Origin of the sequence: Corynebacterium sp. HMSC064E08, from assembly GCF_001811805.1 — a bacterium.
GTDB lineage: Bacteria > Actinomycetota > Actinomycetes > Mycobacteriales > Mycobacteriaceae > Corynebacterium > Corynebacterium jeikeium_D.
In genome coordinates this window covers 336,924-363,543 of record NZ_KV806700.1, presented here as the reverse complement: position 1 = coordinate 363,543, position 26,620 = coordinate 336,924, and the positions used below count along the sequence as shown (strand labels likewise).

Annotated in this window: 25 protein-coding genes; 20 read left to right on the top strand and 5 right to left on the bottom strand. The window is 60.1% G+C overall.

All coding sequences use genetic code 11. The features are described 5' to 3' along the window. Window position 1: 1 nt before the first annotated feature. The 8 genes from mvk to HMPREF2820_RS07185 all read left to right on the top strand — a co-directional run bounded on the left by mvk (window position 2) and on the right by HMPREF2820_RS07185 (window position 7,663). A complete protein-coding gene (gene mvk, locus HMPREF2820_RS07220; RefSeq protein WP_101687816.1) occupies window positions 2-1,027 on the top strand; it encodes a mevalonate kinase in 1,026 nt (341 codons plus the stop codon). Continuing rightward, window positions 1,024-2,001: a diphosphomevalonate decarboxylase gene (gene mvaD, locus HMPREF2820_RS07215; protein ID WP_070603525.1), complete on the top strand. Its 978-nt coding sequence runs from the start codon at window positions 1,024-1,026 to the stop codon at window positions 1,999-2,001. The genes mvk and mvaD overlap by 4 nt, the downstream gene beginning before the upstream one ends. A 12-nt stretch (window positions 2,002-2,013) precedes the next feature. Continuing rightward, window positions 2,014-3,099: a phosphomevalonate kinase gene (locus HMPREF2820_RS07210; protein WP_049169975.1), complete on the top strand. Its 1,086-nt coding sequence runs from the start codon at window positions 2,014-2,016 to the stop codon at window positions 3,097-3,099. Between the two features lie 93 nt (window positions 3,100-3,192). Further along, window positions 3,193-4,248, top strand: coding sequence for a hydroxymethylglutaryl-CoA reductase (NADPH) (locus HMPREF2820_RS07205; protein ID WP_016422099.1), 1,056 nt, complete (start codon window positions 3,193-3,195; stop codon window positions 4,246-4,248). A 210-nt stretch (window positions 4,249-4,458) separates the two neighbouring features. Then, window positions 4,459-5,649, top strand: a complete 1,191-nt coding sequence (locus tag HMPREF2820_RS07200; protein ID WP_016422100.1) for a hydroxymethylglutaryl-CoA synthase — start codon at window positions 4,459-4,461, stop codon at window positions 5,647-5,649. 99 nt (window positions 5,650-5,748) lie between these two features. Continuing rightward, window positions 5,749-6,084 carry a hypothetical protein gene (locus tag HMPREF2820_RS07195; RefSeq protein WP_016422101.1) on the top strand — a complete coding sequence of 112 codons (336 nt, stop codon included), beginning with the start codon at window positions 5,749-5,751 and terminating at the stop codon, window positions 6,082-6,084. After that, a complete protein-coding gene (locus HMPREF2820_RS07190; protein WP_070603524.1) occupies window positions 6,084-7,382 on the top strand; it encodes a hypothetical protein in 1,299 nt (432 codons plus the stop codon). The genes HMPREF2820_RS07195 and HMPREF2820_RS07190 overlap by 1 nt, the downstream gene beginning before the upstream one ends. Next, the gene (locus HMPREF2820_RS07185) at window positions 7,382-7,663 is read left to right on the top strand and encodes a hypothetical protein (protein WP_070603523.1); all 282 of its coding nucleotides are present in this window, start codon (window positions 7,382-7,384) and stop codon (window positions 7,661-7,663) included. Before HMPREF2820_RS07190 ends, HMPREF2820_RS07185 begins: the two co-directional genes overlap by 1 nt. 15 nt (window positions 7,664-7,678) lie before the next feature. Here the strand turns inward: HMPREF2820_RS07185 and HMPREF2820_RS07180 are convergent, their stop codons facing one another. Next, complete coding sequence (locus HMPREF2820_RS07180) at window positions 7,679-8,530, bottom strand: dienelactone hydrolase family protein (protein ID WP_246822237.1); 852 nt, start codon at window positions 8,528-8,530, stop codon at window positions 7,679-7,681. 111 nt (window positions 8,531-8,641) lie between these two features. Between HMPREF2820_RS07180 and glmS the strand changes: the two genes are divergently transcribed. Next, window positions 8,642-10,516, top strand: coding sequence for a glutamine--fructose-6-phosphate transaminase (isomerizing) (gene glmS / locus HMPREF2820_RS07175; RefSeq protein ID WP_049190374.1), 1,875 nt, complete (start codon window positions 8,642-8,644; stop codon window positions 10,514-10,516). Here glmS and HMPREF2820_RS07170 read toward each other — a convergent pair. Then, complete coding sequence (locus tag HMPREF2820_RS07170; protein ID WP_070603521.1) at window positions 10,499-11,851, bottom strand: HNH endonuclease signature motif containing protein; 1,353 nt, start codon at window positions 11,849-11,851, stop codon at window positions 10,499-10,501. The two genes, glmS and HMPREF2820_RS07170, sit on opposite strands and share 18 nt — an antisense overlap. 218 nt (window positions 11,852-12,069) lie before the next feature. Further along, entirely contained in the window at window positions 12,070-13,161 is a 1,092-nt protein-coding gene (locus HMPREF2820_RS07165; RefSeq protein WP_070603520.1) for an esterase/lipase family protein, read from the bottom strand. A gap of 24 nt (window positions 13,162-13,185) precedes the next feature. On the opposite strand from HMPREF2820_RS07165, the gene HMPREF2820_RS07160 reads away from it, so the two are divergent. The 10 genes from HMPREF2820_RS07160 to groL all read left to right on the top strand — a co-directional run bounded on the left by HMPREF2820_RS07160 (window position 13,186) and on the right by groL (window position 23,845). After that, window positions 13,186-14,856, top strand: a complete 1,671-nt coding sequence (locus tag HMPREF2820_RS07160) for an NAD(P)H-hydrate dehydratase (protein WP_070603519.1) — start codon at window positions 13,186-13,188, stop codon at window positions 14,854-14,856. Beyond that, the gene (gene alr, locus HMPREF2820_RS07155; RefSeq protein WP_070603518.1) at window positions 14,853-16,466 is read left to right on the top strand and encodes an alanine racemase; all 1,614 of its coding nucleotides are present in this window, start codon (window positions 14,853-14,855) and stop codon (window positions 16,464-16,466) included. The genes HMPREF2820_RS07160 and alr overlap by 4 nt, the downstream gene beginning before the upstream one ends. 30 nt (window positions 16,467-16,496) lie before the next feature. Then, on the top strand, window positions 16,497-17,147 hold the full coding sequence (gene tsaB / locus HMPREF2820_RS07150) for a tRNA (adenosine(37)-N6)-threonylcarbamoyltransferase complex dimerization subunit type 1 TsaB (protein ID WP_070603517.1): 651 nt from the start codon (window positions 16,497-16,499) through the stop codon (window positions 17,145-17,147). Next, complete coding sequence (rimI, locus tag HMPREF2820_RS07145; protein WP_070603516.1) at window positions 17,144-17,623, top strand: ribosomal protein S18-alanine N-acetyltransferase; 480 nt, start codon at window positions 17,144-17,146, stop codon at window positions 17,621-17,623. Before tsaB ends, rimI begins: the two co-directional genes overlap by 4 nt. Window positions 17,624-17,661: 38 nt before the next feature. Beyond that, complete coding sequence (locus HMPREF2820_RS07140; RefSeq protein WP_070603515.1) at window positions 17,662-19,398, top strand: pyruvate dehydrogenase; 1,737 nt, start codon at window positions 17,662-17,664, stop codon at window positions 19,396-19,398. Window positions 19,399-19,453: 55 nt separating this feature from the next. Then, on the top strand, window positions 19,454-19,882 hold the full coding sequence (locus HMPREF2820_RS07135; protein ID WP_042388422.1) for a hypothetical protein: 429 nt from the start codon (window positions 19,454-19,456) through the stop codon (window positions 19,880-19,882). 58 nt (window positions 19,883-19,940) lie between these two features. Continuing rightward, a complete protein-coding gene (gene tsaD, locus HMPREF2820_RS07130; RefSeq protein WP_070438201.1) occupies window positions 19,941-21,020 on the top strand; it encodes a tRNA (adenosine(37)-N6)-threonylcarbamoyltransferase complex transferase subunit TsaD in 1,080 nt (359 codons plus the stop codon). A 103-nt stretch (window positions 21,021-21,123) separates the two neighbouring features. Continuing rightward, window positions 21,124-21,765, top strand: coding sequence for a hypothetical protein (locus tag HMPREF2820_RS07125; RefSeq protein ID WP_070603514.1), 642 nt, complete (start codon window positions 21,124-21,126; stop codon window positions 21,763-21,765). A 156-nt stretch (window positions 21,766-21,921) separates the two neighbouring features. Continuing rightward, complete coding sequence (gene groES, locus HMPREF2820_RS07120; RefSeq protein ID WP_005510054.1) at window positions 21,922-22,221, top strand: co-chaperone GroES; 300 nt, start codon at window positions 21,922-21,924, stop codon at window positions 22,219-22,221. 19 nt (window positions 22,222-22,240) lie between these two features. Further along, window positions 22,241-23,845, top strand: coding sequence for a chaperonin GroEL (groL, locus tag HMPREF2820_RS07115; protein ID WP_070603513.1), 1,605 nt, complete (start codon window positions 22,241-22,243; stop codon window positions 23,843-23,845). Window positions 23,846-23,962: 117 nt separating this feature from the next. Here the strand turns inward: groL and HMPREF2820_RS07110 are convergent, their stop codons facing one another. Both HMPREF2820_RS07110 and HMPREF2820_RS07105 read right to left on the bottom strand, forming a co-directional pair. After that, window positions 23,963-24,286, bottom strand: coding sequence for a WhiB family transcriptional regulator (locus HMPREF2820_RS07110; protein WP_016422117.1), 324 nt, complete (start codon window positions 24,284-24,286; stop codon window positions 23,963-23,965). A 137-nt stretch (window positions 24,287-24,423) separates the two neighbouring features. Beyond that, window positions 24,424-24,792 carry a DUF5319 domain-containing protein gene (locus tag HMPREF2820_RS07105; protein ID WP_038629374.1) on the bottom strand — a complete coding sequence of 123 codons (369 nt, stop codon included), beginning with the start codon at window positions 24,790-24,792 and terminating at the stop codon, window positions 24,424-24,426. 263 nt (window positions 24,793-25,055) lie between these two features. On the opposite strand from HMPREF2820_RS07105, the gene guaB reads away from it, so the two are divergent. Next, window positions 25,056-26,585, top strand: a complete 1,530-nt coding sequence (gene guaB, locus HMPREF2820_RS07100) for an IMP dehydrogenase (RefSeq protein ID WP_016422119.1) — start codon at window positions 25,056-25,058, stop codon at window positions 26,583-26,585. Window positions 26,586-26,620 lie beyond the last annotated feature (35 nt).

The window sequence follows — 26,620 nt, the reverse complement described above, 5'->3', positions numbered from 1 at the left end:
CGTGACCAGCGTAGAAAACGCCAGCGTCGACGACTTCGGCCTCGACAAGTCCGAGGAATTGGAGACCGGGGAGTTCTATGCCCTGGCCAATGAACAGGGTGCCGCATTCGGTGAAGGCCATGCCAAGTCGATTTTGTTGGGCGAGCACTCTGTCGTCTACGGCAAGCCGGCTATCGCACTGCCGGTGACGTCGCTGCGCACGATGGCGTGGATTGACCGCGTGGAGGATTCTCCCGTCCTGTTTTCCATGGACGGCGAGGTCATCGACATCGACGAGCTGCCGGAGCGCTTTGCCTCCATCGCCGCTGCACTCCGCGCTGGCCTGCGCACCTTCGGTATTCCCGAACGCGACCTGCTGGTTCGTCTCCGCTCCGGTATCCCACCCGCTGCAGGGCTGGGTGGTTCTGCCGCAGTGGCACATGCGCTTATCGACGCAGTGCGTGACCTCGCCGATGGCACTCTGACCGAGCGTCAGCGCTTTGACCTGGTGCAGGAAGCTGAGCGTCTGGCGCACGGTAACCCCTCTGGCCTGGATGCCACGGTTGCCCGCGCATCGCGTCCGGTTTACTTCAAGCAGGGTGAGTTCCATCCGCTGAAGGTGGCCAAGAAGATGTGGCTAGTGCTGGGGGATACCGGTGTGCGTGGTTCGACGTCGCTGGCCGTTGCCCGCGTGCGTGGTTTCGTCGATTCCCACCGAGTCCACGGCCAAGAGTTGCTGGACCACTTGGGGCAGCTGGCCGATGGCGCGGTGCACAACCTGGCCAAGGGCGATTTTGCCCGTCTGGGACATCGCATGGACTCGGCGCAGGAAGCGCTAGAGGAACTAGGTGTTGGGCATGAGTCCATCACCGATCTCGTCACTGCCGCCCGACTGGCAGGTGCCCACGGGGCAAAGCTCACTGGTGCCGGTTGCGGTGGCTGTGTGATGGCGCTGGCAGAGTCCGCCGATCACGCGGAACTGATTAGCCATGCCATGATGGGCGCCAATGCCGTTGCTACTTGGACTGTGGAGGTAAATCCCTCGTGACCACGACCGTTACCGCCGTCGCTCATCCCAACATCGCCCTGATTAAATACTGGGGCAAGCGCGATGAGGCCGTGCAGCTACCGGCCACAGGTTCGCTGTCCCTTACTCTGGGCATCGCTCCGACGACGACCACGGTGTCGCTTATCGACGATCCCAGCGTCACCGCCGACTCGGGCACTCTGAACGGCCAGGAGATGGTGGGCAAGGACCTCTCCCGTGTCCAGAAGTTTTTGGATTTGGTCCGCGAGCGTGCGGGCAGCACTAGCTTCGCAGAGGTGACCAGCACCAACGAGATTCCGACGGGTGCGGGTCTGGCTTCGTCCGCGTCGGGTTTTGGCGCTCTCGCGCTGGCCGCGGCGAAGGCCTACGGCCTGGACTACACCCCGGAACAGCTCTCGGCTCTGGCCCGTCGCGGTTCGGGCTCGGCCTGTCGCTCTATTTTCGGCGGCCTCGTTGAGTGGCTGCCCGGCGATGACGATGCTTCCAGCCACGCAGTGGCTCTGCCGGATTCCGGCCTGGACCTCTCCCTGGTCGTGGCGGTTTTGGCCCCGGGGCGCAAGAAGATTGACAGCCGTGCCGCCATGCGTCGCACGGTCGAGACATCACCGTTCTTCCCGGCCTGGGTGGAGCAGGTGCCCCGCGATATCGAGGACATGAAGGCCGCCATCGCCGCTGCGGACTTCACGGCGGTCGGCGAGCTTGCCGAGGCCAATGCCATGCGCATGCACGCCACTATGCTGGGGGCTCTTCCTCCGGTGCGTTACTGGAATCCGGATTCGGTGGCGGCTCTCGATCTCGTCGCTACGTTGCGTGACGAGGGCACTGAGTGCTACGCCACCATGGATGCCGGCCCGAACGTGAAGGTGCTGTGCCGCACCGGCGATGCCGAGACCATCGCGGATCGTTTCCGCGCAGAGTTCGAGGATATTGACGTGCTGGTTTCCGGCTCCGGCCCCGGCGCTTACCTGGTGTAGCTGGGGGAGTAGTTGAGCAACGCTAAAGGCGGACCTATCGAAGGCGAGTCCATCGGCCGCGGCTGTGGCAAACTGTATCTCACCGGCGAATATGCGGTGATGGATGTCGAGGGACTGGCCGTCATCGCAGGAGTCAACCGCTATGTGACGGTTCGGTGCCACGGTGCCGACCCATCGCAGCCGGTCTCTCGCGTGTACTCCAGCTATTACGGCCCGCAGGGGCGCGTCATTGATATCGATGCACCAGATGACATCGCTACCCATACGATTTCCCTGGTCTATCGCATTGCTGCGGGCGAGCTGGAAAACACCCCAGAGCGCCCCATCAATATCGTCATTGAATCAGACCTCGATGACGCCGACAGCGGTGCGAAGTATGGCCTGGGGTCCTCCGGGGCTGTCGCTGTGGCTGTGACTCGTGCGCTGGGGACGCACCTAGGTCTGGAGCTGGATTCACTGGACGTGTACAAGATTGCGATGGTGGCCACGCTTCTGGCTGGTGCAGCTGGTTCCGGCGGCGATATCGCGTGCTCCGCGCATGGCGGGGTGGTGCTCTATCGCCGGCCGAATCCGACGGCGCTCGCAGAGCTCGCGGCGGCTGATCCTGTCGCTGCCGTGGCGGCACCGTGGCCGAATCTTCGCATTGACGCCCGCACCGACCTCGGTGGGCTACAACTGTTGGTCGGCTGGACGGGCAGTCCGGTGAAGACGGACTCGCAGTTGAAGAAGGCCGGTGGCGCAGACCGTGATTTTGTGCGCGGGGTCTCGTCGATAAGCGAAAGACTCTGGCAGGCGCTTGCCGACGGCGACCACACCGCGGCGTTTGCCTGCCTGCGTGAGAATCGGACGCTGCTGCAGGACTATGAGCGTGAGCGTGCTGTGTGCATCGAGACGGAGAAACTGAAAGCGCTCGCCGACATCGCCGATGGCGCGGGGTCTGCGGGCAAGAGCAGTGGCTCCGGTGGTGGTGACTGTGGAATCGCGCTGGTGGGAGTCTCAAAAGATGCCGATGCCGAGGAGACTGCCGCGGACATCACCGCGCGCTGGCAAGCCGCTGGCATCCAGCCGTTGCCGCTGAAGCTGGCCGCTCAACTTTGACCACAGTTTTTTGACCGTAGAATTTAAGACAGCTGAAATTTACAGAAGCTGGGAACCGAAGCTGCATGCAGCTAGAAAGGGTCGCTTAGGACAATGGCTGAAAAGAGCTCGCACGACCTGGAATATGCACACGTACCGCTGAGCTGGATTGGTCCGGTGCGCATTAGTGGCAACGTCATGAATGACGAGGTGAAGATTCCGCTGGCGACTTACGAGACCCCGCTGTGGCCGTCGTGTGGTCGCGGTGCGAAGGTCTCCCGCATGATCGAAGGTGGCATTACCTGCACTTTCGTCGGTGAGAAGATGACCCGATCGGTGATTTTCACTCTCGACTCGGCAGCGGATGCCGTCATTGCGCGCGACAACATCCTGTCTCGTTATGACGAGCTGAAGAAGGTCGTGGAGTCCTCCTCGCGTTTTGCCAAGCTGGTAGATATTCACTTCCAGATCGCATCGCGTCTTCTCTTTGTCCGCTTTGACTTCTTCTCCGGTGATGCCTCGGGCCACAACATGGCCACGCTGGCGTCTGAGCGTTTGATGTCCTACCTGATGGAGCAGATGCCAGAGTTGGGCTATGGCTCCATCTCGGGCAACTACTGCACCGATAAGAAGACCTCCGCAGTCAATGGCATTCTGGGCCGCGGTAAGTACGTAATCGCCGAGGCCGTCATTCCGGAGCCGGTTGTCCGCGAGCGTCTGCGCACAACTGCCAAGCGCCTGGCTGAGCTCAACGAACGCAAGAACCTCGTCGGCTCCATCATGGCCGGTTCGCTGCGCAGCGGTAATGCGCACTACGCCAATATGCTGCTGGGCTTTTACCTCGCTACCGGTCAGGACGCTGCGAATATCGTCGAAGGCTCGCAGGGGCTGACGCAGGTAGAGGCGCTTGACGACGGCTCCGTGCGCTTTAGCTGCACCCTGCCACATTTGATCGTCGGTTCCGTGGGCAACGGCAAGGGCTTGGACTTCGTGGAGAAGAATCTCACGGCGCTGGGCTGCAAGGAGGACCGTGAGCCGGGCGAGAATGCCCGTCGTCTAGCAGCGTGCTGCGCGGCAATCGTCTGGTGTGGTGAGCTTTCCCTGCTCGCGGCACAGACGAACCCGGGTGAGCTGATGGAGGCGCACGTTTCTATCGAGCGTGCGAAGTAGTGCTTTGTGAATAGTCGTTTGCGACAATTCGCAAAACCTAAGACAAATCTCAGGTAAACGCGCTAGATTTCTGTAGTAGGCAATTAACATTTTGTGGGCAAAATATCCCGTGGTCTGATGACTGCTCTGATGGCCGTTCTGATGACATAGGGATGTTTCGTTGCCCGTTATTTCTTAAAAATCTGTAGAGGTAGTGAAGGCACGGTTTTGATGACAACAAGCAATGTGACCCCGATCGGTATTGATGATATCGCCTTTGCGACGGGTTCGTACTGCATTGACCTCGCCGATATTGCGCCCCGACTCGGAGCGGAACCGGCAAAGTACCACAAGGGCCTGGGGCAGGAACGCTCCAGCGTGGTTGCCTCTGATGAAGATCCGGTGACGATGGCCGCGACCGCGGTGAAGAAGATTGTGGACCGCCACGGTATCGACGGCGTGCGCACCATCATGTTCGCCACTGAGACCGGTATTGACCAGTCGAAGGCCGCTGCTGTCTATGTGCATGAGTTGGTCGGTCTTGACCCGCATGCGCGCTCTGTCGAGCTGAAGCAGGCCTGCTACTCCGGTACCGCGGCGCTGCAGTTCGCGTGCGCTCTGGTGGCCCGCAATCCGGAGGAGAAGGTCATCGTTGTCGCCTCCGACATTGCCCGCTATGACCTGGACTCCGCTGCGGAGCCGACCCAGGGTGCAGGTGCTGTAGCCATGCTGGTGACCGCTAATCCGCGCATCCTGGCTATCGATGCGGCTTCGGGCGTCTTTACCCGCGAAGTTATGGACTTCTGGCGTCCGAACCACCGCAGCCAGGCGTTGGTGGAGGGCAAGCTCTCTATTAGTGCTTACATCGACGCTGTTCAGGGTGCTTACGAGGACTACCGTGCCCGCGGCGGTGTGGACTTCAGCGAGATTGACTACTTCAGCTACCACCAGCCGTTTACCAAAATGGCCTACAAGGCGCACCGGCAGCTTTCGGCCAATAACGGTGTGGAGCTCACCGCAGAGGACGAGGCCCGCCAGCTCGGCCCAACTACTGAGTACAACCGCATCATCGGTAACTCCTACACAGCATCGGCCTACTTCGGCCTGCTCTCGCTGCTGGACACCGAGAAGGACCTGGCTGGTAAGAAGGTCGCTGTTGTCTCCTATGGTTCCGGCTCGGTTGCTGAGTTCCTCACCGGCAATGTGGTCGAGGGCTACGAGTCCCAGCTGCGCGCCGAAGATAATGCTCGTGAACTGGATGAACGCGTAAAGCTCGATGATCCGACCTACTACCGCCACGCTCAGGTGACGCATGAAGATCCGGGTGAGTACTCCAACCTGGGAGACGACGCCCTGATTGGCACCGGCCCATTCAGCTTCACTGGTGTTGAGGGGTGTAAGCGCATCTACCGCGCTCGTTAGCCCCGGGGGCACCCGCGCTAGTACCTCAACGGAACCGAATCCCCTTTTTTCGCGCCTAACAGTAATAAGAACTGTTTTTCGCGGGGAAGGGGATTTTTCGTGTCCGCACGTTTTACTGGAGGCAGTGGCGGAGGCTTGCTGCACTTTTCGGAAGATGCAGTGACAGCGGCTGCCCGAGAGATCGAGCAGCGCGGCCGTGAAGGCCATGAGCGGTGGGGAAGCGCTCCCGATATTTCCGCGGCAGACTGTGGCCAGGGTTTTGCCGCCCAGGGGCGTCGTCTGCAGCAGGCGGCAGCGCGGCTGCGTGAGCACGGGCAATCGATGTACGCGGGACTTGGCAATCATGCTCCGGCAGTGCGGGAACAGTGGCGTGTCTTTGCAGGCTGTGACAGCGACGGGAGCGCCGACCTCGGTGGAATTGAGGTAGTGGACTGATGCCATGGGTTGCTCGAATTCTTCCGATATTGGTGCGTGTTATTGGCCGTGGAAGCCGTATTGGAGCCAAGCGCGGGGTCGGCGGCATCGGCAAGAATCTGCCCAAAGTCTTGGATAAGGTGCGACGCGCTGACGGCTGGAAGGGCAGCGCCCTATCCAAGTTCTCCAACTCCGTGGGGTTGATAGCCTCCGCGATAACTATTGCTATGGCTTTCGATTGGGGCGGTTTGAAAGGCGATGCCGCCGACGCCGCCAAGGAACGCTGTGATAAAGCCGCGCAGGACTGTGCGAATCAGGATGAGCAGTCCGCGAATGGCGCGCAGAGCGTCGGCGAGTGCGGCAAGAAAGTCGACGAGGTCCTTGAGGATTGCGAAAAGCAGGCCGAAGATATGGCCGAGCAAACCGACGGCGTCCTCTCTCAGTGCGAAGCGCTTGTCGACGATCCGGAGGTCGGCGCCGAAGCAGCACAAGTGGCCCAGCAGGTGTGTAACAGTCTCGTCGACTCCACTGGTCAGCTCTACGATGCTCGCAATGCCTGCATCGAGCAATGTCTTGAGCAGGCAGCGTGTGACACTGAGGCCGCGGTGGTCGCCACCCCGCCGCAGCCTCCTACTGTTCCAGCCAGTTCGGGTGCTACCTCGGCGGCCTGTGCAGAGGTGGCTGAGTCTGGGAGTGGCGAAGGAGCTACTGTAACCGGTGGCAACGGTGCTACCGCTGGTGGAATTGGGGTCGTTGCCAACGTTGATATTGGGATAGAGGCAGGCGTTGCTGCTGGAATATCCGTTGGAGGTGCCATTGGCGCTGCCGGGGCGGCCAGTATCGCTGGAATTGCGGGAGCTGTCGGGGTTGCAGGCAGTGTCGCGTCCTCACTGCTCAACTTAGACATGTGCACGGGGACGGAAGAGCCAGTGTGCGAACAGGCACCTGCGCCAGCACCAGCACCAGCACCAGCTCCTGCGCCGGAGGACTGTGTGCCGGAACCCGAACCAGAACCCAAGCCCGAACCTGAACCCAAGCCCGAACCTGAACCCGAGCCCGAACCTGAAAATGTTCCTGAACCGCCTCCTCCAGCTGAGAAACTAAAGCACTTGGGAATCGAGCTGCCACAGGAGACGCAAGCAGAACAGCGAGCGGAACCGCAGCCAGAACAACAACAAGCAGAGCCGCAGCCAGCACCAGCCCAGGATTCGGCAGCATCAGTGCAGGAATCTGCTTCCGCTGTGTCCGAACCCCCTGAGCAGCCCAACGCCCAGGAGCTTGTGGGCGCGGTCAATTCGCCAACGGCAGGTGAGTGGTAATGGGGAGTAAGCATGCCGCGAAATATGACCGGATTGGGCAGGCCTATTACGACGCTGCTGCAATGACCAGGCAGGAGTTCGATACGGCGATACAGAGGGCACAGAAAGAACTGCAGGGTTTGGAAGAGCGTCGTAAAGCACGCGAAATTAAGGAGAGGGAGGTGGCGGCGGGCGTCGAAAAGCAACAAAAAACCACCCGACCGAAGGGAACCGTTACGCGGCTATTCGGGCGGGCGGGGAAAGGGACGCCGACGGTGAAGTCGATTCGGGGCGTGTCCTGAAGCGTGGCCTAGTGACTACTTGCCGGGAATCAGCGAGTGCTCCGGGTTTTCCGGCAGCTCCTTGATGAGCCACTCCATATCGCGGTTAGTTGTGCCCTTGATAGTGGCGGTCGGGTCTGCGAAATCCGAGTACTTCTTGTCGCCGCCGACCGTGGCCAGCAGGAAGCCTGTGAGCGCGGCGCGCGCAACCTCCTGGTACTTCACCTTGGAGGAAGAGAAGCCCGCTAGACGACGGAGAAGAGTTGTCTCCGAGAAGCTGCCCTGGTCAGCCTTGTCTACTTCGCGGTAAACGACATCGCCCTTCCACTGAACAGCCAGGCGAGCCGGGTTGCCGCGATCGAGCCACTGATCCTCGCCAGGGGCCAGGACGAGGCCCGGAGCCGAGACATTAGTTGCAGCGGCGCTGGAGGAAGGCGCGGTAGTTGCGGGGAAGACGCAGCCAACGCCGGAGATGAGGTCGTGACCAGCAGCGGCGAGGACGGCTACGCCCGCGCCCATGCCGTGACCGGCAACGCCGAGTTTCTTCGGGTGGACGACGACTTTGCCCTCACCGAGGCGGACACCAGCGAGAATCTGGAGCGCTGTCTCCAAATCGTTGGCGAGACCACGGTGATCTGCCACGATGCCATTTTCGGTGTCCGGAGCAGCGACCGCGATGCCCCACGAAGCTAGGTGACGCAGCGTGGCGTGGTACTCCTCAATCGGTGTGCGCCAATCGTGTGCGAAGGCGATACCGGGGATGCCATTGCCCTCGGCAGGCGTGTAGACCTTTCCCGGCAGGCCAGTAAAAGCGAGATCACCGACCATGACGCGGTGCGGTCCACGCTTGGAAAGATTAGATGTCAGAGTCTTCAAGTTGTCAGCCACAGTGAATAGCTTAACTATAAGGTGCATACCTTTGCTGAAAAAGTGCCAGGATGAGCGAGAATGTCTATTTCGTTATGACGATTTTCCGCTTCGCGGGTTATTCTGTAGGGCATGTGTGGAATCGTTGGATATGTGGGCCATCAGCCCGCCCTGGATATTGCTGTCGATGCGCTACGACGCATGGAATACCGTGGCTATGACTCCGCGGGTGTTGCCATTGTCGACGATCAGGGGCATATCACTGTAGAGAAGAAGGCCGGTAAACTCGCCAACCTCGAGGCTGCCCTTGACGCGGATGGGCGCGACAAAATCACTGGAACCACCGGAATTGGGCACACCCGCTGGGCTACCCACGGTCGCCCAATTGATGAGAATGCCCACCCACACCAGTCCTATGACGGCAAGGTGGCTATCGTCCACAACGGCATTATCGAGAACTTTGCTCCGCTACGTCAGGAGCTGGAGGATGCCGGCATTGAGCTGAAGTCCGAAACCGACTCCGAGGTCGCCGCGCACATGCTCGCCCGTGCCCTGGACGGTTCCGACGGCGGATCTACCGCTGGTGATTTCGAGGCCTCTGCGCTGTCCGTGCTCAACCGCCTCGAGGGTGCTTTCACGCTGCTGTTTACTCATGCAGACCACCCGGATCGCATCATCGCTGCTCGTCGCTCCACTCCGCTGATTGTCGGTGTGGGCGAAAACGAAATGTTCCTCGGCTCCGATGTTGCGGCTTTCATCGCGCACACCCGCGAGGCCGTGGAGCTGGGTCAGGACAACGTCGTCATCATCACCGCAGATGATTACCGCATCCTGGATTTCGCCGGCAACGAGCAGCAGGGTCGACCATTCACCATCGACTGGGATCTCGCCGCAGCCGAAAAGGGTGGCTATGACTCCTTCATGATGAAGGAAATCCACGAGCAGGCTGCCGCCGTCCGCGATACGTTGGCCGGTCACCTCGTTGACGGCCGCATCGTTCTCGACGAGTCCCGCCTGAGTGACCAAGATCTGCGTGACATCGAGAAGGTCTTCGTCGTCGCCTGTGGTACCGCATACCACTCCGGTTTGTTGGCCAAGTACGCCATTGAGCACTGGGTTCGTATCCCGGTCGAGATTGAGGTCGCGTCCGAGTTCCGCTACCGCGATCCGGTGCTGGACCGCCAGACGCTGGTGGTCGCTATTTCGCAGTCGGGCGAGACTGCTGACACCCTTGAGGCCGTGCGACACGCAAAGAGCCAGGGCGCCCGCGTGCTGGCTGTCTGTAACACCAACGGTGCACAGATTCCACGTGAGTCTGACGCCGTGCTCTATACGCACGCCGGCCCGGAGATTGGTGTTGCTGCAACCAAGTCGTTCCTGGCGCAGGTAGCCGCAAACTACCTGGTCGGATTGGCTCTTGCCCAGGCACGCGGCACTAAGTACCCGGATGAGGTCACTCGCGAGTTTGAAGAGCTGGAGACCATCCCGGCACTGATTGACAAGGTCGTCGCTAAGGGCGATGAGTTCATCGACATGGCCAAGGAAATCGGTGCTATTCCGACGATGCTCTTCCTCGGCCGTCACGTTGGTTTCCCAGTCGCACTTGAGGGTGCGCTGAAGCTCAAGGAGCTTGCCTACATTCACGCAGAGGGGTTCCCGGCAGGCGAGCTCAAGCATGGCCCAATTGCACTCATCGAGGATGATCTTCCGGTCGTCGTCGTAGTGCCATCGCCGAAGGGGCGCGCCGTGCTGCACTCCAAGATTGTCTCCAACATCCAGGAGATTCGAGCCCGAGGCGCCAAGACCATCGTGATTGCCGAAGAAGGGGATCAGTCGGTGGTTCCTTTTGCGAACTACCTGATTGAAATCCCGGAGACGTCCACGCTGCTCCAGCCGCTGTTGTCTACGATTCCGATGCAGTTCCTGGCAGCTGAGATCGCTCGCCAGTGCGGTAACGAGGACATCGATAAGCCGCGCAACCTGGCTAAGTCAGTCACCGTCGAGTAGTTCGTCCTGCTTTCGTCGGTACTGCTCAATCTCCGCATCGAGTTCTTCATCCGTGAGGGACTCGATGCGTTTTTCTTCCTCCTCTGTTAGCTCCCAGACCTCGTCAGGTACGTCGCAAAATGACAACATCCAATCGAGGTTGCGTTTCTGAATCGTCTTCATCTTCCGTGTCACGCGCTGATGAAAAGTTTGCTTGCCGACGTTCTTTAGCGGCCCAACCGGAATGCTAGTCGCGGTGTCTCCATCACGGGAAGTCCACACTTCTGTTCCGTCGGGGTACCTGTCGATGTTCCAGCCCTCGTGCGTTTTTAGGTTGTGGTGTCGGCGGCAGAGACAGTGCAGATTCTCCGTGTCAGTCGGCCCGCCCTGCTCGGGATTGTCGTGGTTATACGGCTGAATATGGTCCAGGTCGCACTTGGCTGCCGGGACGTCGCAGCCGGGGAAGCGGCAGGTACCGTCACGCCCACGGACGCGAGCCACCTGGCTCTCGGTGGGGCGGTAACCATCCACCTTGCTATCGGCGGAGATACGGATGTGAGTTGCGCGAGCAATCCATTCTTCGGTGGCTACCTCGCTCAACCAGCCGACGCCATCAATCCATGCTGGCCCACCGCCGACCTCGCGGTATACATTGATGACAATCTCGGCATTGGTCGATCTCTGTGCCAGCTGTAGTAGCGCTTCCGCCTGCGTGCACTGTTCACCACGATTGATTGCTGTGTTGCGAATCCCCTGAATCCTGGCCATGAGCTCGGTCGCGCGGTCGTTTTCAAGGATTGCTGTGACCTTTTTGTGCTTGCCATCGCCCGTGTCGGCGAGTGCGACCGCTTCGCCTTCTGGAACCCGTTGGGTGCCGTCGTTGCGGGCGCAGTCGTTGTACTCAGAAACCAAGTCGCCGATTAGACGAGACAGCGTGTAGACACCAACCATTGCTTGTCGAGGTCGCGTCGGAGTGAGCATTTCCAAAAGATGGGGTTCTACCGTGTCGAACTGATCTGGTGACAGCCCGGCAACGCCATTGGCGATGGCGCGGAGATGGGCTAACGAGAAACAGAAGGTGGATTCGATGAGAGCCCGGACTTTTGGTAGGCGTTCGAACATCAGCGCAATTTCGCACAGCGTAGAGCACTTGCCGCGGCTAAGGCCGGTTCGAATGCTTATACGGGCAAGATGGTGATTGACGTCGACCTCGTCGCCGGGAGCGCAGATATCGATGAGTTGAAGGTCTGCGGCGTTGATGGCACGGGCCGCGATGCTAATGGGATCGTCGGATTGCTGGTTGGCCCATGAGGGCTTTTGACCTGGTGCTGGAAGTTCTGTGGGCGGCGATGACATTGGTTATCCCCCTGATTACTACGTGTCCGCCGGAGAATTGAAGATTGAGTTCTGTGGTGGAGAGAAGCATGGAGAGGCTGTGTCGACCAGTCCCGCCAGCCCCTGTGCACCGGACAATGAACTTTTGCTTACAAATTTTCCCTACAGTCCAAATCGTACACCTGTTTGAAGCAGTGTCAATAGAATTCTGGAAATATGTTCTAAAATTCTGTGCTGAATTAGATCCGGCCCCTCCGCCCGGACCCCCTCTGCCCGGACCCCCTCCGTCCGAGCCTCCTCCGTCCGAGGCCCCTCGGCAGGGCGCCGTACATAGGCAGGACTCGCTGTCGCGGATGATGCGGGACATTACCAGCTTCAGCGCCATCCAGTTCCTCCAAGAACTCGTGAATGCGTTCGAGCGTATTGGGGGAGTAGAGCAGTGCGAGGTGATCAGACCAGTCGCCACCGCCAGTGGCATTGTTGACGTTCGTAATGTGGTGACCCTCTTGTTCGGGCAAAAAGGCGCCGGTCCACGGGCGAACCACGGTGTCAAAAGGGGTGCCGATATTCAGGTAGTGCGGACCACGTCGGGTAATGCCACGCGCTGCGCGGTTCAGAGTCGCAATGTAGTCAGAGTCCAGCAGCTGTTGAATGCAGGCACGGCCGACAAGGCGGTCGACGAGTTTGTGCATCGGTAGGCCGCATCGCTCAAGGGCACTGAGCCTTCGGCGCATGCCCCACGCAGTAGTGCCTCGGTGGTTTCCCGCTAGCGAGATGACTGCACGCACGGGGCTGTTGTCGGAGGCGTACTGCTCGGCCTCTTCTTCGTTGAGGCCATGGTTGAGTGCGTCGTCGTAAAGCGAATCGATGCTCGCGTTAGCGTAGCTGCGGCAGTGTAGACCGCCCTGGGAATGACCGATGAGGTCGATGCGGGGAAGGGAGAGTTGGGCTCGGAAGCGGTCGAGAAGGTCGGTGACTTCAGCGAGCGCATCGCTCAAATCGGTGGTGGCTTTGACGCTACGGAGACGGCTGACCAGCGCGGCGGGGTCGGAGCCGTAATCGAGTGAGAATACGGGGCGATTCCGGGCGAGAAACGGCCCCAACATGGCGAAGGAGTTGAACGAGTTCATCCAGGTGCCGTGAACCAGGACAATTGGTGTGCGACCGTTGTATCTGTCTAGGTCAGGAGTGACTTTGCCGTCGAGGATTTCGCGAACGTCCTGCACGCCGTGGGGGATCCATTCGGGATGACGCAACGAGCGCAGATATGCCTGCGGAAAGGCGCGCAGTAGAGGGCCGAAAACTCGCGTGCTCGGGGAGTAGTCATCCATAGGGGCTAATCGTAGGCTGGGGTTATGACGTACTGCTACACAGCTGCCGAAATTCGCGCCGCGGAACAGCCCTATCTGGACGCACAAACGCGTGACGACGAACTCATGCGCCACGCAGCCGCCGCTGTGTCGGAGGTGGCGGAGCGGATGCTCTCAGAGGCATCTCCGGAGCCTGGTCGCGGTCGCGTGCTGCTGTTGGTTGGATCGGGAGGCAATGGTGGCGATGCACTCTATGCTGGCCGAAACTTGTCCTCGGATGGGCATGGCGTGGATGCGGTTTTGCTGGGCTCGAAGCCGCATGAACGGGCGCTGAAAGCTTTTGAACTCGCAGGTGGGCGGGTGCTGCCGTTGGGGTGTGACCGGGAGACGGATTTATCGAAGATTCTGTGGTCGATTAGTGAAGACTACGCACTGATCATCGACGGCATCGTGGGGCTCGGAGGTCACGGCGCGCTGCGTGAAGAGGCCGCGTGGTTGGTGCGCGAAGCGCGGTTGGGCAAAGTTCCCATTCTCGCGGTTGATGTGCCGAGCGGCGTAGAAGCCGATACTGGGCGTACTTTTGACCCGCCTGCCCAGACCATCAATCCAGACCCTGATCTGGAGGAAGGACAGAACCCGTACCTGCCATCCCACGTCGAGGCCACGACAACGGTGACTTTCGGCGGTCTGCGCTACGCGCACTCGCTGTCCGAATCCTGTGGCACCGTCGAATTACATGAAATTTCCCTCGACTCCTTCTCCCTCGAACTTCCAGGACTGGGGCAGACGCTCTATGAAAACGGTACCTATAATGCCGTCCACCACCAGACTCCGACCGTGGAGTTCTACGAAGCCCTAGGCGGGAGCTTTCCGGCACCACTTGGCGCGATGACCCCGCTCGAACCCGGTGCTGCAGACCACAAGTACTCCACTGGAGTTACAGGAATCGCCGCCGGTAGCGAGGCGTATCCCGGCGCAGGTCAGCTGTGCGCCACCGCTGCCGTGCATGCGACCAGTCCCGCGGTCATCTATGTCGGCGACGCGGCCGCACGCAACCGCATCACCGCAGCCTTGCCGACGGTCATTGCGCAGCAGGACTCGGTGGATCGCAAAGAGGTACGCGTCGATGCCTGGGTCGTCGGTCCCGGTCGGGGCACTGATGAGAAAGCCGCCGAGGAACTGCGAGACATTCTGACCACTGACAAACCAGTGGTCATCGACGCTGACGCACTGACACTGCTGTCGAAGCATGAGGACATCCGACAGCTCGTTCGTGAGCGCGGCCAGGAGCGCAACCTGCGCACTGTTCTCACGCCGCACGCCGGTGAATTCGAGCGCCTGACCGGGCACGAGGTCACTAACCCCATCGCAGATGCGCGTGAACTTGCCGAGCAGTTCTCCTCCGAAGTGTTGCTCAAGGGACGCCGCACTGTGATGGTCAATCCGACAACGCAGCGCACAGTCGTGGTTGACGCGGGTAGCTCCTGGGCAGCCACGCCGGGCTCTGGCGATGTACTGTCCGGGCTCCTCGGCGCCTGGGTAGCGCGTGGCGAAGCCCTCTATCTACCAGCAATTATTCATGCACGCGCCGCATTTTTGGCCGCGCAGACAGAGTTCGGACCAGCACCCTGCAGCGCCCAGGACATCGCCGAATCCATCCGAGATGCCACCGCATGGTTCACCAACGAAGGCAGCAGTGGCAAAATACGGCTATGACTTCCTCGGCACCAGCCATCCTGACCCATACCGTTAATCTCGACGCAATCACCCACAATGTGAAGACCGTCAAGGCCATCGCAGGGGTGTCGGAATTCATGGCCGTCGTCAAGGCGGACGGCTACTCGCAGGGTGCGCTGCAGACCGCGCAGGCCGCGCTGGCCGGCGGGGCAACACAACTCGGTGTCGCAACAATCGACGAGGCGCTCTCCCTCCGCGAGGAACTCCGCACCACGCTTGACGACGGCCACACCATCCCCATCCTCGCCTGGATCTGGGACGCAGCAGCCACCTCGTTGGTGCAGCGCGCTGTGGCTGCAGATATTGACCTCGGTCTGCCGTCGATGGCGCATGCGCTGGCCGTGGCCAATGCCGGGCGGGCGCTGTCGGTGACACCACGTGTGACGGTGATGGTCGATACGGGTTTGGGCCGCTCGGGATTCTCTATGGCCAATGGGGACTTTGAGCATGCGGTCGCTCAGCTGGTTGAGCTGCACAAGATCGGTGCTCTGAACGTCACCGGTGCTTTCACGCACTTTGCGTGCGCGGATGAGCCGGGCCACGAGAGCGTCGATAAGCAGGCACAGAATTTCCGTGCTGCGATTGCGGCACTGCGTGAGGCGGGGCTGGACGAGCTGATTAACCATGCGGCGAATTCGCCGGCATCGTTGTCGCGTCCGGACCTGGCCTTCGACATGGTGCGCCCAGGGCTGGCGATTTATGGTGGCGAGCCAATTGTGGGTGCCACCCATGGATTGCGTCCGGCGATGCGGTGGGAGGCGTCGGTCATTTTGGTCAAGAAGCTGCCGGCGGGGCAGTCGGTGTCCTACGGGCAGACGTGGACAGCTGACCGCGATACCACCGTCGGCATCGTGCCCTGTGGCTATGCCGACGGCATGATGCGCTCGGCCTCCGGGCATTTCGAGGTCAGCATCAATGGCACACGCTATCCGCAGGTAGGGCGCGTGTGTATGGATCAATTCGTCGTCGACCTGGGACCCGACACCGATGTCGAGGCCGGCGACACTGCGGTTATCGTTGGTGATCCCGCACTGGGGGAGCCCGGTCTCGATGACCTCGCGGAGGCATCCGGCACCATTAACTATGAAATCCTCACCGCGCCGAAGGGACGCAGCGAGCGAAAGTGGGTGCGCAGCCGCATCGCGCCAACCGCAGAGGACATGCGTGACCTCGGCGAGGAAATTGGCCGGGAGTTGGCAGCTGGGGATCTGGTGATTCTCGATGGCCCACTCGGCGCGGGCAAAACGACCCTCACGCAGGGCATCGCCCGCGGCATGAATGTGCGCGGTCGCGTGACGTCGCCGACGTTCACAATCGCCCGCGAGCACCGTCCGCTGGCAACCGACGGCGTCACCCTCATCCACGTCGACGCCTATCGACTCTTCGGCGAAGAGGGACCCGGCTCCGATGGCGAGGCCTTCGATGCGCTGGACTCGCTCGATTTGGACACCGACCTTGAGGACAGCGTCGTGGTCGCCGAGTGGGGAATGGGGCTCGCCGAGGTGCTCTCCGAGCGCTATCTACAGGTGAGTATCGATCGTTCGCGTGACGACGATGCCCGCGTCGTCACCTGGACGTGGAGCAAGTAGCTTCAAGTCGGTTCAAGTAGGTTACTGAGTATGAACATTTTGGCCGTTGACACATCGACTCCACAGGTCACCGCGGGAATTGTCCGCGATGGTGAAACCGTGGCCGAAAAGCTGCACCTGGATGCCCGTGCGCACAACGAGGTGCTGGTGCCGCTGATTCAGCAGTGCCTCACTGACAGTGGGGTGGTGGCAACCGAGCTAGATGCCGTGGTTGTCGGCTGTGGGCCGGGGCCGTTTACGGGCTTGCGCGTTGGTATGGCAACCGCAGCCTCCTTCGCCGACGCTCTGGGAATTCCCTGCTACGGCATCTGCAGCCTGGATGCGCTCGCGGGTGGTGTTGGCGATGAACTGGTCGTCACCGATGCCCGCCGCCGCGAAGTGTACTTCGCCGCCTACCGCGATGGCCAGCGGGTTTTTGGTCCGGCAGTGGCCAAGCCAGCCGACGTCATGGAGCTGCTCAAGGAAGAACTTGCAGCAGAAGCCGCCGACTTCGCGCCGAGCCAGGCCCGCGGCAGCCTCAGCCACATCGAGCAAATTACCGGGCTTGAGGTTGCTGCCGAACAAGTCTTTCCCACTCCGACAGCCATGGTTGAAGCGGTCGACTTTGACTCCGCGCCGGGCCCACTGGTGCCGCTGTACTTGCGCCGTCCGGATGCCGTTGTCCCGAAGGCTATGAGATGAGCGTCGTCAAGCTAGTGCGTCTCGGGCCTCCTGCGGCCAAGGCGTGTGCGGCGATTGAGGCGGAGCTATTTGCCGGCGACGATCCCTGGTCGGAATCGGCCTTTATGGCCGAGCTGGCCGCGCCGAACAATTTCTACGTCGGGCTGATTGCAGATGTAGACGAGGACGAAGAACTGTGCGGCTATGCGGGGATTACCAAGCTGGGGCCTGCGGGTGCCGCCGAGTACGAGATTCACACCATCGGGGTGGGGAAGAAGTGGCAGCGCCGGGGCTTTGGGACGCAGCTGATGGACGCGCTGATGGCAGCTGTGGCGGAGGATTCGGGCCCGGTGTTTTTGGAAGTTCGCACAGATAACGAACCCGCGATTGCCATGTATCGGCGCTATGGCTTCGAGAATATGGGGCTGCGAAAGAACTATTATCCGGGCTCTGGGGCGGATGCATACACGATGTGTCGGCCTGAGTCAGCCAGCTAGATGTTGACGTATTGACTAATCTGCGTTAAACCAGGCACATGGCTAAAACCTTTGCAAAACAGCTCGTAGAAACCCTAGAGAAGCAGGGTGTCAAGCGAATCTTCGGACTCGTTGGAGATAGTTTGAACCCCATTGTCGACGCTGTGCGCGAGTCCTCCATTAAGTGGGTGCACGTTCGCAACGAAGAGGCTGCCGCCTTCGCCGCCGGCGCGGAGTCCCTGGTCACCGGCGAATTAGCAGTGTGTGCGGCCTCCTGTGGCCCGGGTAATACCCACCTCATTCAGGGCCTGTATGACTCCCACCGCAACGGCGCAAAGGTGCTGGCGCTGGCATCGCACATTCCTTCCCGCCAGATTGGCTCGAACTTCTTCCAGGAGACCCATCCGGAGTTCATCTTCAACGAGTGCTCCGGTTACTGCGAGATGGTCAACTCCGCTGAGCAGGGTGGCGTCGTTTTGCATCACGCTATCCAGTCGACCATGACTGGCCACGGTGTTTCCGTGCTGGTTCTGCCGGGCGACATTACAACGCATGAAGTGGAAAATGATGAGTTCGTCACCTCCACTATCAGCAGCGGTCGCCCAGTCGTATTCCCTGACGCCGGCCAGGCCGCCGCGCTTGCCGACGCAATCAACGAGGCTAAAACCGTCACGCTTTTCTGTGGCGCAGGTGTGAAGGACGCCCGCGAACAGGTGCTCAAGCTTGCGGAGAAGATTAAGTCGCCGGTGGGACATGCGCTGGGTGGCAAGATGTACATCCAGTACGACAACCCCTATGACGTCGGCATGTCCGGCCTGCTGGGCTACGGCGCCTGCCACGATGCCTCCAACGATGCTGATCTGTTGATTCTGCTCGGTACTGACTTCCCGTACAACGACTTCCTGCCGACCAAGAACGTCGCCCAGGTCGATATCGATGGTCGTGCCATCGGTCGTCGTACCACGGTGAAGTACCCAGTCGTCGGCGATGTGGCTGCCACGATTGAAACCATCCTGCCGCACCTGGATGAAAAGACTGACCGTTCCTTCCTGGACAAGCAGCTGCGGAACCACGAGCGCCTGCTCAGCCACGTCATCGAGGCATACACCCACGACGTTGAGAACATGCGACCGATTCACCCGGAGTATGTAGCCGACCTGATTGATAAGTACGCCGATGACGATGCCGTCTTCACCGTCGATACCGGTATGGGCAATGTCTGGGCTGCACGCTACGTCACGCCGAATGGCAAGCGAGAGCAGATTGGTTCTTTCCGTCACGGCACTATGGCCAATGCACTTTCGCAGGCCATTGGTGTGCAGGCTGCTGACCGGGACCGTCAGGTCATTACCTTCAACGGTGACGGTGGCCTGTCAATGCTGCTCGGTGAGCTCATCACCGTGAAGCAGGAGCAGCTGCCCATCAAGATGTTTGTGTTCAACAACTCCTCGCTCGGCATGGTCAAGCTGGAAATGCTGGTTCAGGGGCTGCCGGAGCACGAGACCGACCACGACGCAGTGGACTACGCCGGAGTCGCAGAGTCGTTGGGTATCAAGGCCATCCGAATTGAAGATCCGGCCGATGCGCCTCGCCTGATTCAAGAGGCGCTGGCATACGACGGCCCGGTGCTGGTGGATATGATCACCGACCCGAATGCCCTGTCCATCCCGGCAAACATCACCTGGGACATGCTGATGGGATTCTCCAAGGCCGCTACTCGCACCGTCTTCGGCGGCGGCGTTGGTCAGATGATCAACATGGCACGGTCGAACCTCCGCAACATCCCGCGGCCATAGTGGGGGTAGCGCTCTCGAGATGCGGGAGTGGGGGCGGTGCGGTACCTCTGTTTCCATGATTAAAGGTTTTCTGGTGAACCCTGACCTGACGCATCGCATCGTCGAATTTGAGTTGGAGGCCGCTGCTACATTCCTCGGCGGAGTTTCCTCCGACCGTGTTTCGGTGGCGTTTCAGGAAGACGGCGCCGATTACGCCGCTCTCTACAACCCGACGGCCAAGGCTGAGGGCGCTGAACCGAATCCGGTCGCGTCCCTCGGCCGCAATGAGGCTGCTACGGGCAACTCGGCTTTCTTTACCGACCCCACCACCGCAATTTGCGGAACGGTCGTATTTGTCGACGCCGAGGGCAAGGATATCGGCGACGAGGAAATCGAGCGTATTAAGCACGGTATGCGCGCCGTGCGCCACTACCGCGATGACTACCCAGAGGAATACGCTCTCTGGCGTGCCGCTGTGCGGAACCTCGGTCGCCTCGAAATTTAAACTCGGTCGCTGGTAAGTGACCCGGTGGTGCGCTAGTACCATGACTGCTATGACCGAGTTGACCCTGCTGGCAATCGAGAGTTCCTGCGATGAGACTGGCGCTGCAGTGATGCGTGTGCGCTACGACGACACCGACACCAGCACCCCCGCCATTCCCGAGGTGGAAGTGCTTGCCGACGTCGTCGCATCCTCCATGGAACAGCACGCCCGCTTCGGCGGTGTGGTTCCGGAGATTGCTTCCCGCGCTCATTTGGAAGCCCTGCAGCCAGTAGTCTCCGAGGCGCGCGCGCAAGCAGCTGCCAAGCTCGGTATCGATACTTTTATCCCAGATGCCGTCGCCGCTACCGTGGGACCCGGTCTCGCCGGTGCGCTGCTGGTCGGTTCGGCAGGCGCGAAGGCTTATGCCGCCGCCTGGGGTGTGCCTTTCTACGGCATTAATCACCTTGGTGGCCACGTTGCTGTCGGAGCTCTCGATGGCGCAGATCTATCCAACGCAGTGGCGCTGCTAGTTTCCGGCGGGCACACGCAGCTGCTGCGCGTACAGGGGGTTGGTCGTCCGATGGAGGAGCTCGGATCGACGCTTGACGACGCAGCCGGAGAGGCATACGACAAGGTTTCGAGGTTGCTTGGGTTGGGTTACCCGGGCGGCCCGATTATCGATAAGTTGGCTAAGCAGGGAAATCGCAAGGCCATCGCGTTTCCTCGCGCCATGATGCGCCAGCAGGATGCGCGCCATGACTTCTCCTTCTCCGGCTTGAAAACCGCCGTGGCCCGCTATGTCGAGGCGGCAGAGAAGGAGGGTCGTGAATACTCCGTAGAGGACGTCTGTGCTTCCTTCCAGGAGGCGGTCTGCGATGTATTGACCAAGAAGGCCGTTCGCGCAGCTCAGGATGTGGGGGCCACTACGCTGCTGCTCGGTGGTGGTGTGGCTGCGAACTCGAGGTTGCGTGAACTCGCAGCGGCGCGAGCTACCTCGGCGGGAATTACGCTGCACGTGCCACCGATTAAGTTGTGCACCGACAACGGTGTCATGATTGGCGCAGCTGCCGCCTACCTCATTGCCGCGGGGGTCAAGCCCTCTGGCTACGCCTGCCCGACCGACCCATCGATGCCAGTGGAAGATCCTGTAATGCAATAAGCAGTGATTGCCCCTCGGATCCATGTTAAATTTCGTTAACTGACTTTGACTTGTTTCTCTGCCATGGATCGCAGGACAATTACAGGAAAGCGCTTGCCCAAAAATGAGTAAAGACTACAGCGAGTGGGAACTTCAGCCATCCGATAATTCGCAAAATCAGACTGAGCTGTTTGCACCGCAGGGCGAACCGCAAACAACGCAAGCACCGCAAGTTGAACATCAGCGCGGTCGTGCTCGGGGCGTGTTATGGGCAGTCATCGCGTTGCTGCTTGTGGTGATTGTCGCTGTAGCGGCGGTGCTTTACCTAGTTGTGAGTGGTCGAGGTGAGCAATGGCTAGGTGCAGGTGCCAAGGATGAAGTAACGCCGAAGCTCACTGTTACTGCGACCGCGACGGAGACCGTGAAGGTGAAGTCGCCGGAGAAAGTGGAGAAGGAAACTACGAGTACGGCTACGCCCGATTATCCAATTAGCGGAGACTGTGAGGCATCGGCGTTCCCGACTACGGAGGAAAACTTTACGATTGTCGCCTGTGACGGATGGTGGGCGCTGGGTGGGCGCGCAAACAGTGGTGGACTGGCGGTCTACCAATGGGACGAAGGTGCCTGGCAAAGGAGGGAGCCAGACAGTCGTTACACAACCGGTTCTGGTGGCCCGTGCTTTAGCGATGAGTACATCAAGGAACACGGAATGACGGTTACTGTGTTCGGTCGTATGGCGTGTAACCCCGACAAGCTGACCAATTAGCATTAGCGCTCACTATTGTTGAGTGTTAGCACTTGCAGGGGTAGAGTGCTAACGAAGGTTGTTTGACACACAGTTGTTCACCCGCGACGACGGCTGTGCACGGCAGACCAACCGGCACAAGAACATCACATCACCGCATGTATGGAGGAATTCATCGTGGCGAACGTCAACATCAAGCCGCTGGAGGACCGTGTCCTCGTCCAGATCAACGAAGCAGAGACCACCACGGCTTCTGGCCTGGTTATCCCGGACTCCGCTAAGGAGAAGCCGCAGGAGGCTACCGTTATCGCAGTTGGTCCGGGTCGTTGGGCCGATGACGATGACCGCATTCCTATGGACGTCAAGGAGGGTGACATCGTCATCTTCTCCAAGTACGGCGGCACTGAGCTGAAGTACCAGGGCGAAGAGTACCTGCTGCTGTCGCAGCGCGACATCCTGGCTGTTATCGAGAACTAAAGGGAGGACGTACCCACACATGGCGAAGCTTATTGCTTTTAACGAAGAGGCTCGCGAAGGCCTCAAGCGCGGTGTGGACACGCTTGCCGACGCAGTCAAGGTCACGCTTGGCCCGAAGGGTCGCAACGTTGTCCTGGACAAGGCCTTCGGCGGTCCGCTGGTCACCAATGATGGTGTGACCATCGCCCGCGACATCGACGTTGAGGATCCGTTTGAGAACCTCGGCGCGCAGTTGGTTAAGTCCGTAGCGGTCAAGACCAATGACGTTGCCGGTGACGGTACTACTACCGCAACGCTGCTGGCACAGGCGCTGGTCCACGAGGGTCTTCGCAACGTTGCAGCCGGCGCAAACCCGATTTCGCTGAACCGCGGTATTCACGCTGCATCCGACAAGGCAGTTGAGCTGCTGAAGCAGCGCGCCACCCCGGTCAGCAGCTCTGGTGCCATCGCACAGGTGGCAACCGTTTCCTCGCGCGACACTGAAATTGGTGACCTGGTTGCAGGTGCCATGGACAAGGTTGGCAAGGACGGCGTCGTCTCTGTGGAGGAGTCGCAGTCGATTGCCACCGAGCTGACCGTGACCGAGGGCGTGTCCTTCAACAAGGGCTTCCTCTCGCCGTACTTCATTACCGACGTTGAGGCTCAGCAGGCAATTCTCGACGGTGCACAGGTGCTGCTGGTCCGCGAGAAGATTTCCTCCCTGCCGGAGTTCCTGCCGATTCTGGAGAAGATTGCCGAGTCCGGCAAGCCGACTCTGATCATGGCTGAGGATATCGAGGGCGAGGCTCTGTCCGCGCTGGTCATCAACGCTATGCGCAAGACCTTGAAGGTTGCCGCAGTGAAGGCACCGTACTTCGGTGACCGTCGTAAGGCGTTCATGGATGACCTGGCAGTTGTCACCGGTGCAACCGTCGTTACGGCTGACACTGGCATGCAGCTGAAGGACGTTGGACTTGAGGTGCTGGGTAACGCACGCCGCATCACCATTACCAAGGACGAGACCGTCCTAGTTGACGGTGCTGGCACCGCTGAGGCTGTGGAAGAGCGTCGTAACCAGATCCGTGCCGAGATTGAGCGCACTGACTCTGACTGGGATCGCGAGAAGCTGGAAGAGCGTCTGGCGAAGCTCTCTGGCGGCGTGGCTGTCATTAAGGTCGGCGCTGCTACCGAGACCGAGGTCAACGAGCGCAAGCTGCGCGTCGAGGACGCCATTAACGCTGCTCGTGCGGCAGCTCAGGAAGGCGTCATCGCCGGTGGCGGTTCCGTACTGGTGCAGATCTCCCGTGAACTCGAGGCATTCGCTGACGAGTTCGAGGGCGACGAGGCAGTCGGTGTCCGTGCAGTTGCCAAGGCTCTGACCCGTCCGGCTTTCTGGATTGCTGAGAATGCTGGTAAGGACGGCGCTGTCGTTGTCTACCACATTGGTGAGCTGGAGAACGGCAACGGCTACAACGCTGCTACTGACACTTACGAGAACCTGATTGAGTCCGGCATCATCGACCCGGTCAAGGTCACTCACTCCGCAGTCGTCAACGCAACCTCCGTGGCGCGTATGCTGCTGACCACCGAGGCTTCCGTTGTGGATAAGCCGGAAGAAGAACCACAGCACGATCACGCTCACTAATCGCAAGTGTGCTAGTGCCCTGGCCTTTGGCACGTAAAATGCTCCCCACCTTTCAATCTGAGGGTGGGGAGCATTTTGGTTTTTATGTGAACTGGCTGGAGTCCGAGAGAGGGGGGACTACATGGCAGTAACTAGAACGCGTTCAAGTTCGCGTTCACGTGCGGCCGGCTTAGCTCGAAGGATTTCATTTCGTTCAGATTCGCTGAGACCGCCCCAGACACCGTATGGCTCACCAACCTTGAGTGCGTGACTACGGCACTGCATAAGAACAGGGCAAGAACGGCAGATAGCCTTCGCACGGGCTTCACGCAGGCTGCGTGCGCGTCCGCGCTCGCCTTCCGGGTGGAAGAAGGTCGCGGAGTCCTGCCCGCGGCACGAGCCGTGCAGCTGCCAATCCCACAAATCCGCATTGGGCCCGGGCAAGTGGTCGATGTACGTCATCGGAATTGATGTCTCCTTCATTGAGCTTTCTTGAAGCAGTGAGCTCAAGTGTGGAGGCCAACAATGAACGGTTGGTAAACCTAAGGAGACCAGCCGGGATACTACGCAAACAATTCCGTCAAACTCTTACCAAATTTTTAGAAACGGCCAGGTCGGCGAGAACGCAAACCGTCGACAAAGCCTGCGCAGTAGTCCCATGGGGCGTAACGGGAGGGGTCTGGATCGAATTGTGGCTCGTGAACCGGGGATGCCTGGCCAGACAGGAGCATCAGGTAGTGGTTTTCCAAAACCTCCCAGTTATAAAAGTGCTCGTCACCGCAGTCCTCACACAACATACAGACGCCCAGTAATCCCTCTGGGCTCAAAGCGGTACGGAATAGGCGAACTGCGGCCAGATCTTCAAGAACCTCTCGACGTTCCTGGTCTGTCAGTGGAGCAAACGGCTCATCCGGCTCGAGAAAGCTTGCCGGGTCATTGGGATCTCCTTCGAACGGATCCCGCGGCATGGATGAGAAAAAGTTGTGGTTCACAACCACTACCGTAACAGCTCTGTACGGCAATCCTGTCGATTGGCGATGCACTTAGTTGGGGTTTAGTTCACCTTGGAATAACCCTCAGCTAGCTTTCGGCTAACCCTTGTCGGGCACCTGTCGCTCCGCCTAATTGTCGCGTTTCATCACTGAAGGACTACCCTGTATATAACGTTTGGCAACCACGAAGCGATAGCGCCCCTGGCCGGATGTCGGCAAGGGTGGAGCAGGAGGAGTCCATGACCAACCCCACGGGAATTAGCCTCGGCGGAGACAATCCCAACAAGATTCCACTAGTCGGCCTTACATTCGATGACGTCCTGCTGCTGCCGGATGCTTCGGACGTTATCCCCTCCGGCGTTGATACTTCGACGCAGCTCACTCGTGAGCTGCGTCTGAACATTCCGGTTGTGTCCGCTGCTATGGACACCGTCACCGAGGCCCGCATGGCTGTTGCTATGGCCCGCCAGGGCGGTATGGGTATCCTGCACCGCAACCTGTCCATTGAGGAGCAGGCGCAGCAGGTCGAGATTGTGAAGCGCTCTGAGGCTGGCATGGTGTCCGACCCGGTGACCTGTTCCCCGGATGACACCATCGCCGAAGTAGATGCCAAGTGCGCTCGTTACCGCATCTCGGGCCTGCCGGTCGTCGACAAGGACGGCAAGCTGGTCGGTATCTGCACCAACCGCGACATGCGTTTTGAGGCAGACCTGAACCGCAAGGTTTCCGAAATCATGACCCCGATGCCGCTGGTCGTGGCTGAGCAGGGTGTGTCTGGCGATGCGGCGCTGAACCTGCTGCGCGCTCACAAGGTGGAGAAGCTGCCGATCGTCGATGGCGAAGGCCGCCTGACTGGTCTGATTACCGTCAAGGACTTCGTCAAGAAAGATCAGTACCCGAATGCTTCCAAGGATGGTTCCGGCCGTCTGCTGGTCGGTGCTGGCATCGGTACCGGCGAGGACTCCTGGAAGCGCGCGCACGCATTGGCTGACGCAGGCGTAGACGTGCTCGTTGTTGATACCGCTCACGCCCACAACTCAGGTGTACTTGAGATGGTCTCCCGCGTTAAGAAGGAATTCGGCGAGAACATCCAGATTATCGGCGGCAACCTGGCTACCCGTGGCGCTGCACAGGCCATGATTGACGCGGGTGCAGATGCCATCAAGGTCGGTATCGGCCCAGGCTCGATTTGCACCACTCGCGTTGTCGCAGGTGTGGGCGCCCCGCAGATCACCGCCATCATGGAAGCCTCTGTCGCAGCTAAGAAGGCTGGCGTTCCGATTATCGCCGATGGCGGTATGCAGTTCTCCGGCGACATCGCCAAGGCTCTGGCAGCCGGGGCATCCTCCGTCATGCTCGGTTCGATGCTGGCCGGTACCGCTGAGGCTCCGGGTGAGGTCACCTTCGTCAACGGCAAGCAGTACAAGATGTACCGTGGCATGGGCTCGCTGGGGGCCATGCAGGGCCGCGGCCTGACCGGTGAGAAGCGCTCCTACTCCAAGGACCGCTACTTCCAGGCTGATGTCAAGAGCGAAGAGAAGCTGGTTCCGGAAGGCATTGAGGGGCGTGTTCCGTTCCGCGGCAGCATCGACTCCATCGTTCACCAGCTGGTCGGTGGTCTGCGTGCAGCTATGGGCTACACCGGTTCCGCTACCGTCGAGCAGCTGCACGACGCACAGTTCGTCCAGATCACCGCTGCAGGCCTGCGCGAGTCGCACCCGCACGATATCCAGATGACTGTCGAAGCGCCGAACTACTACCAGCGCTAAACTGGCTTAGTCGAGTTAAATTCCACGGAAAGGGC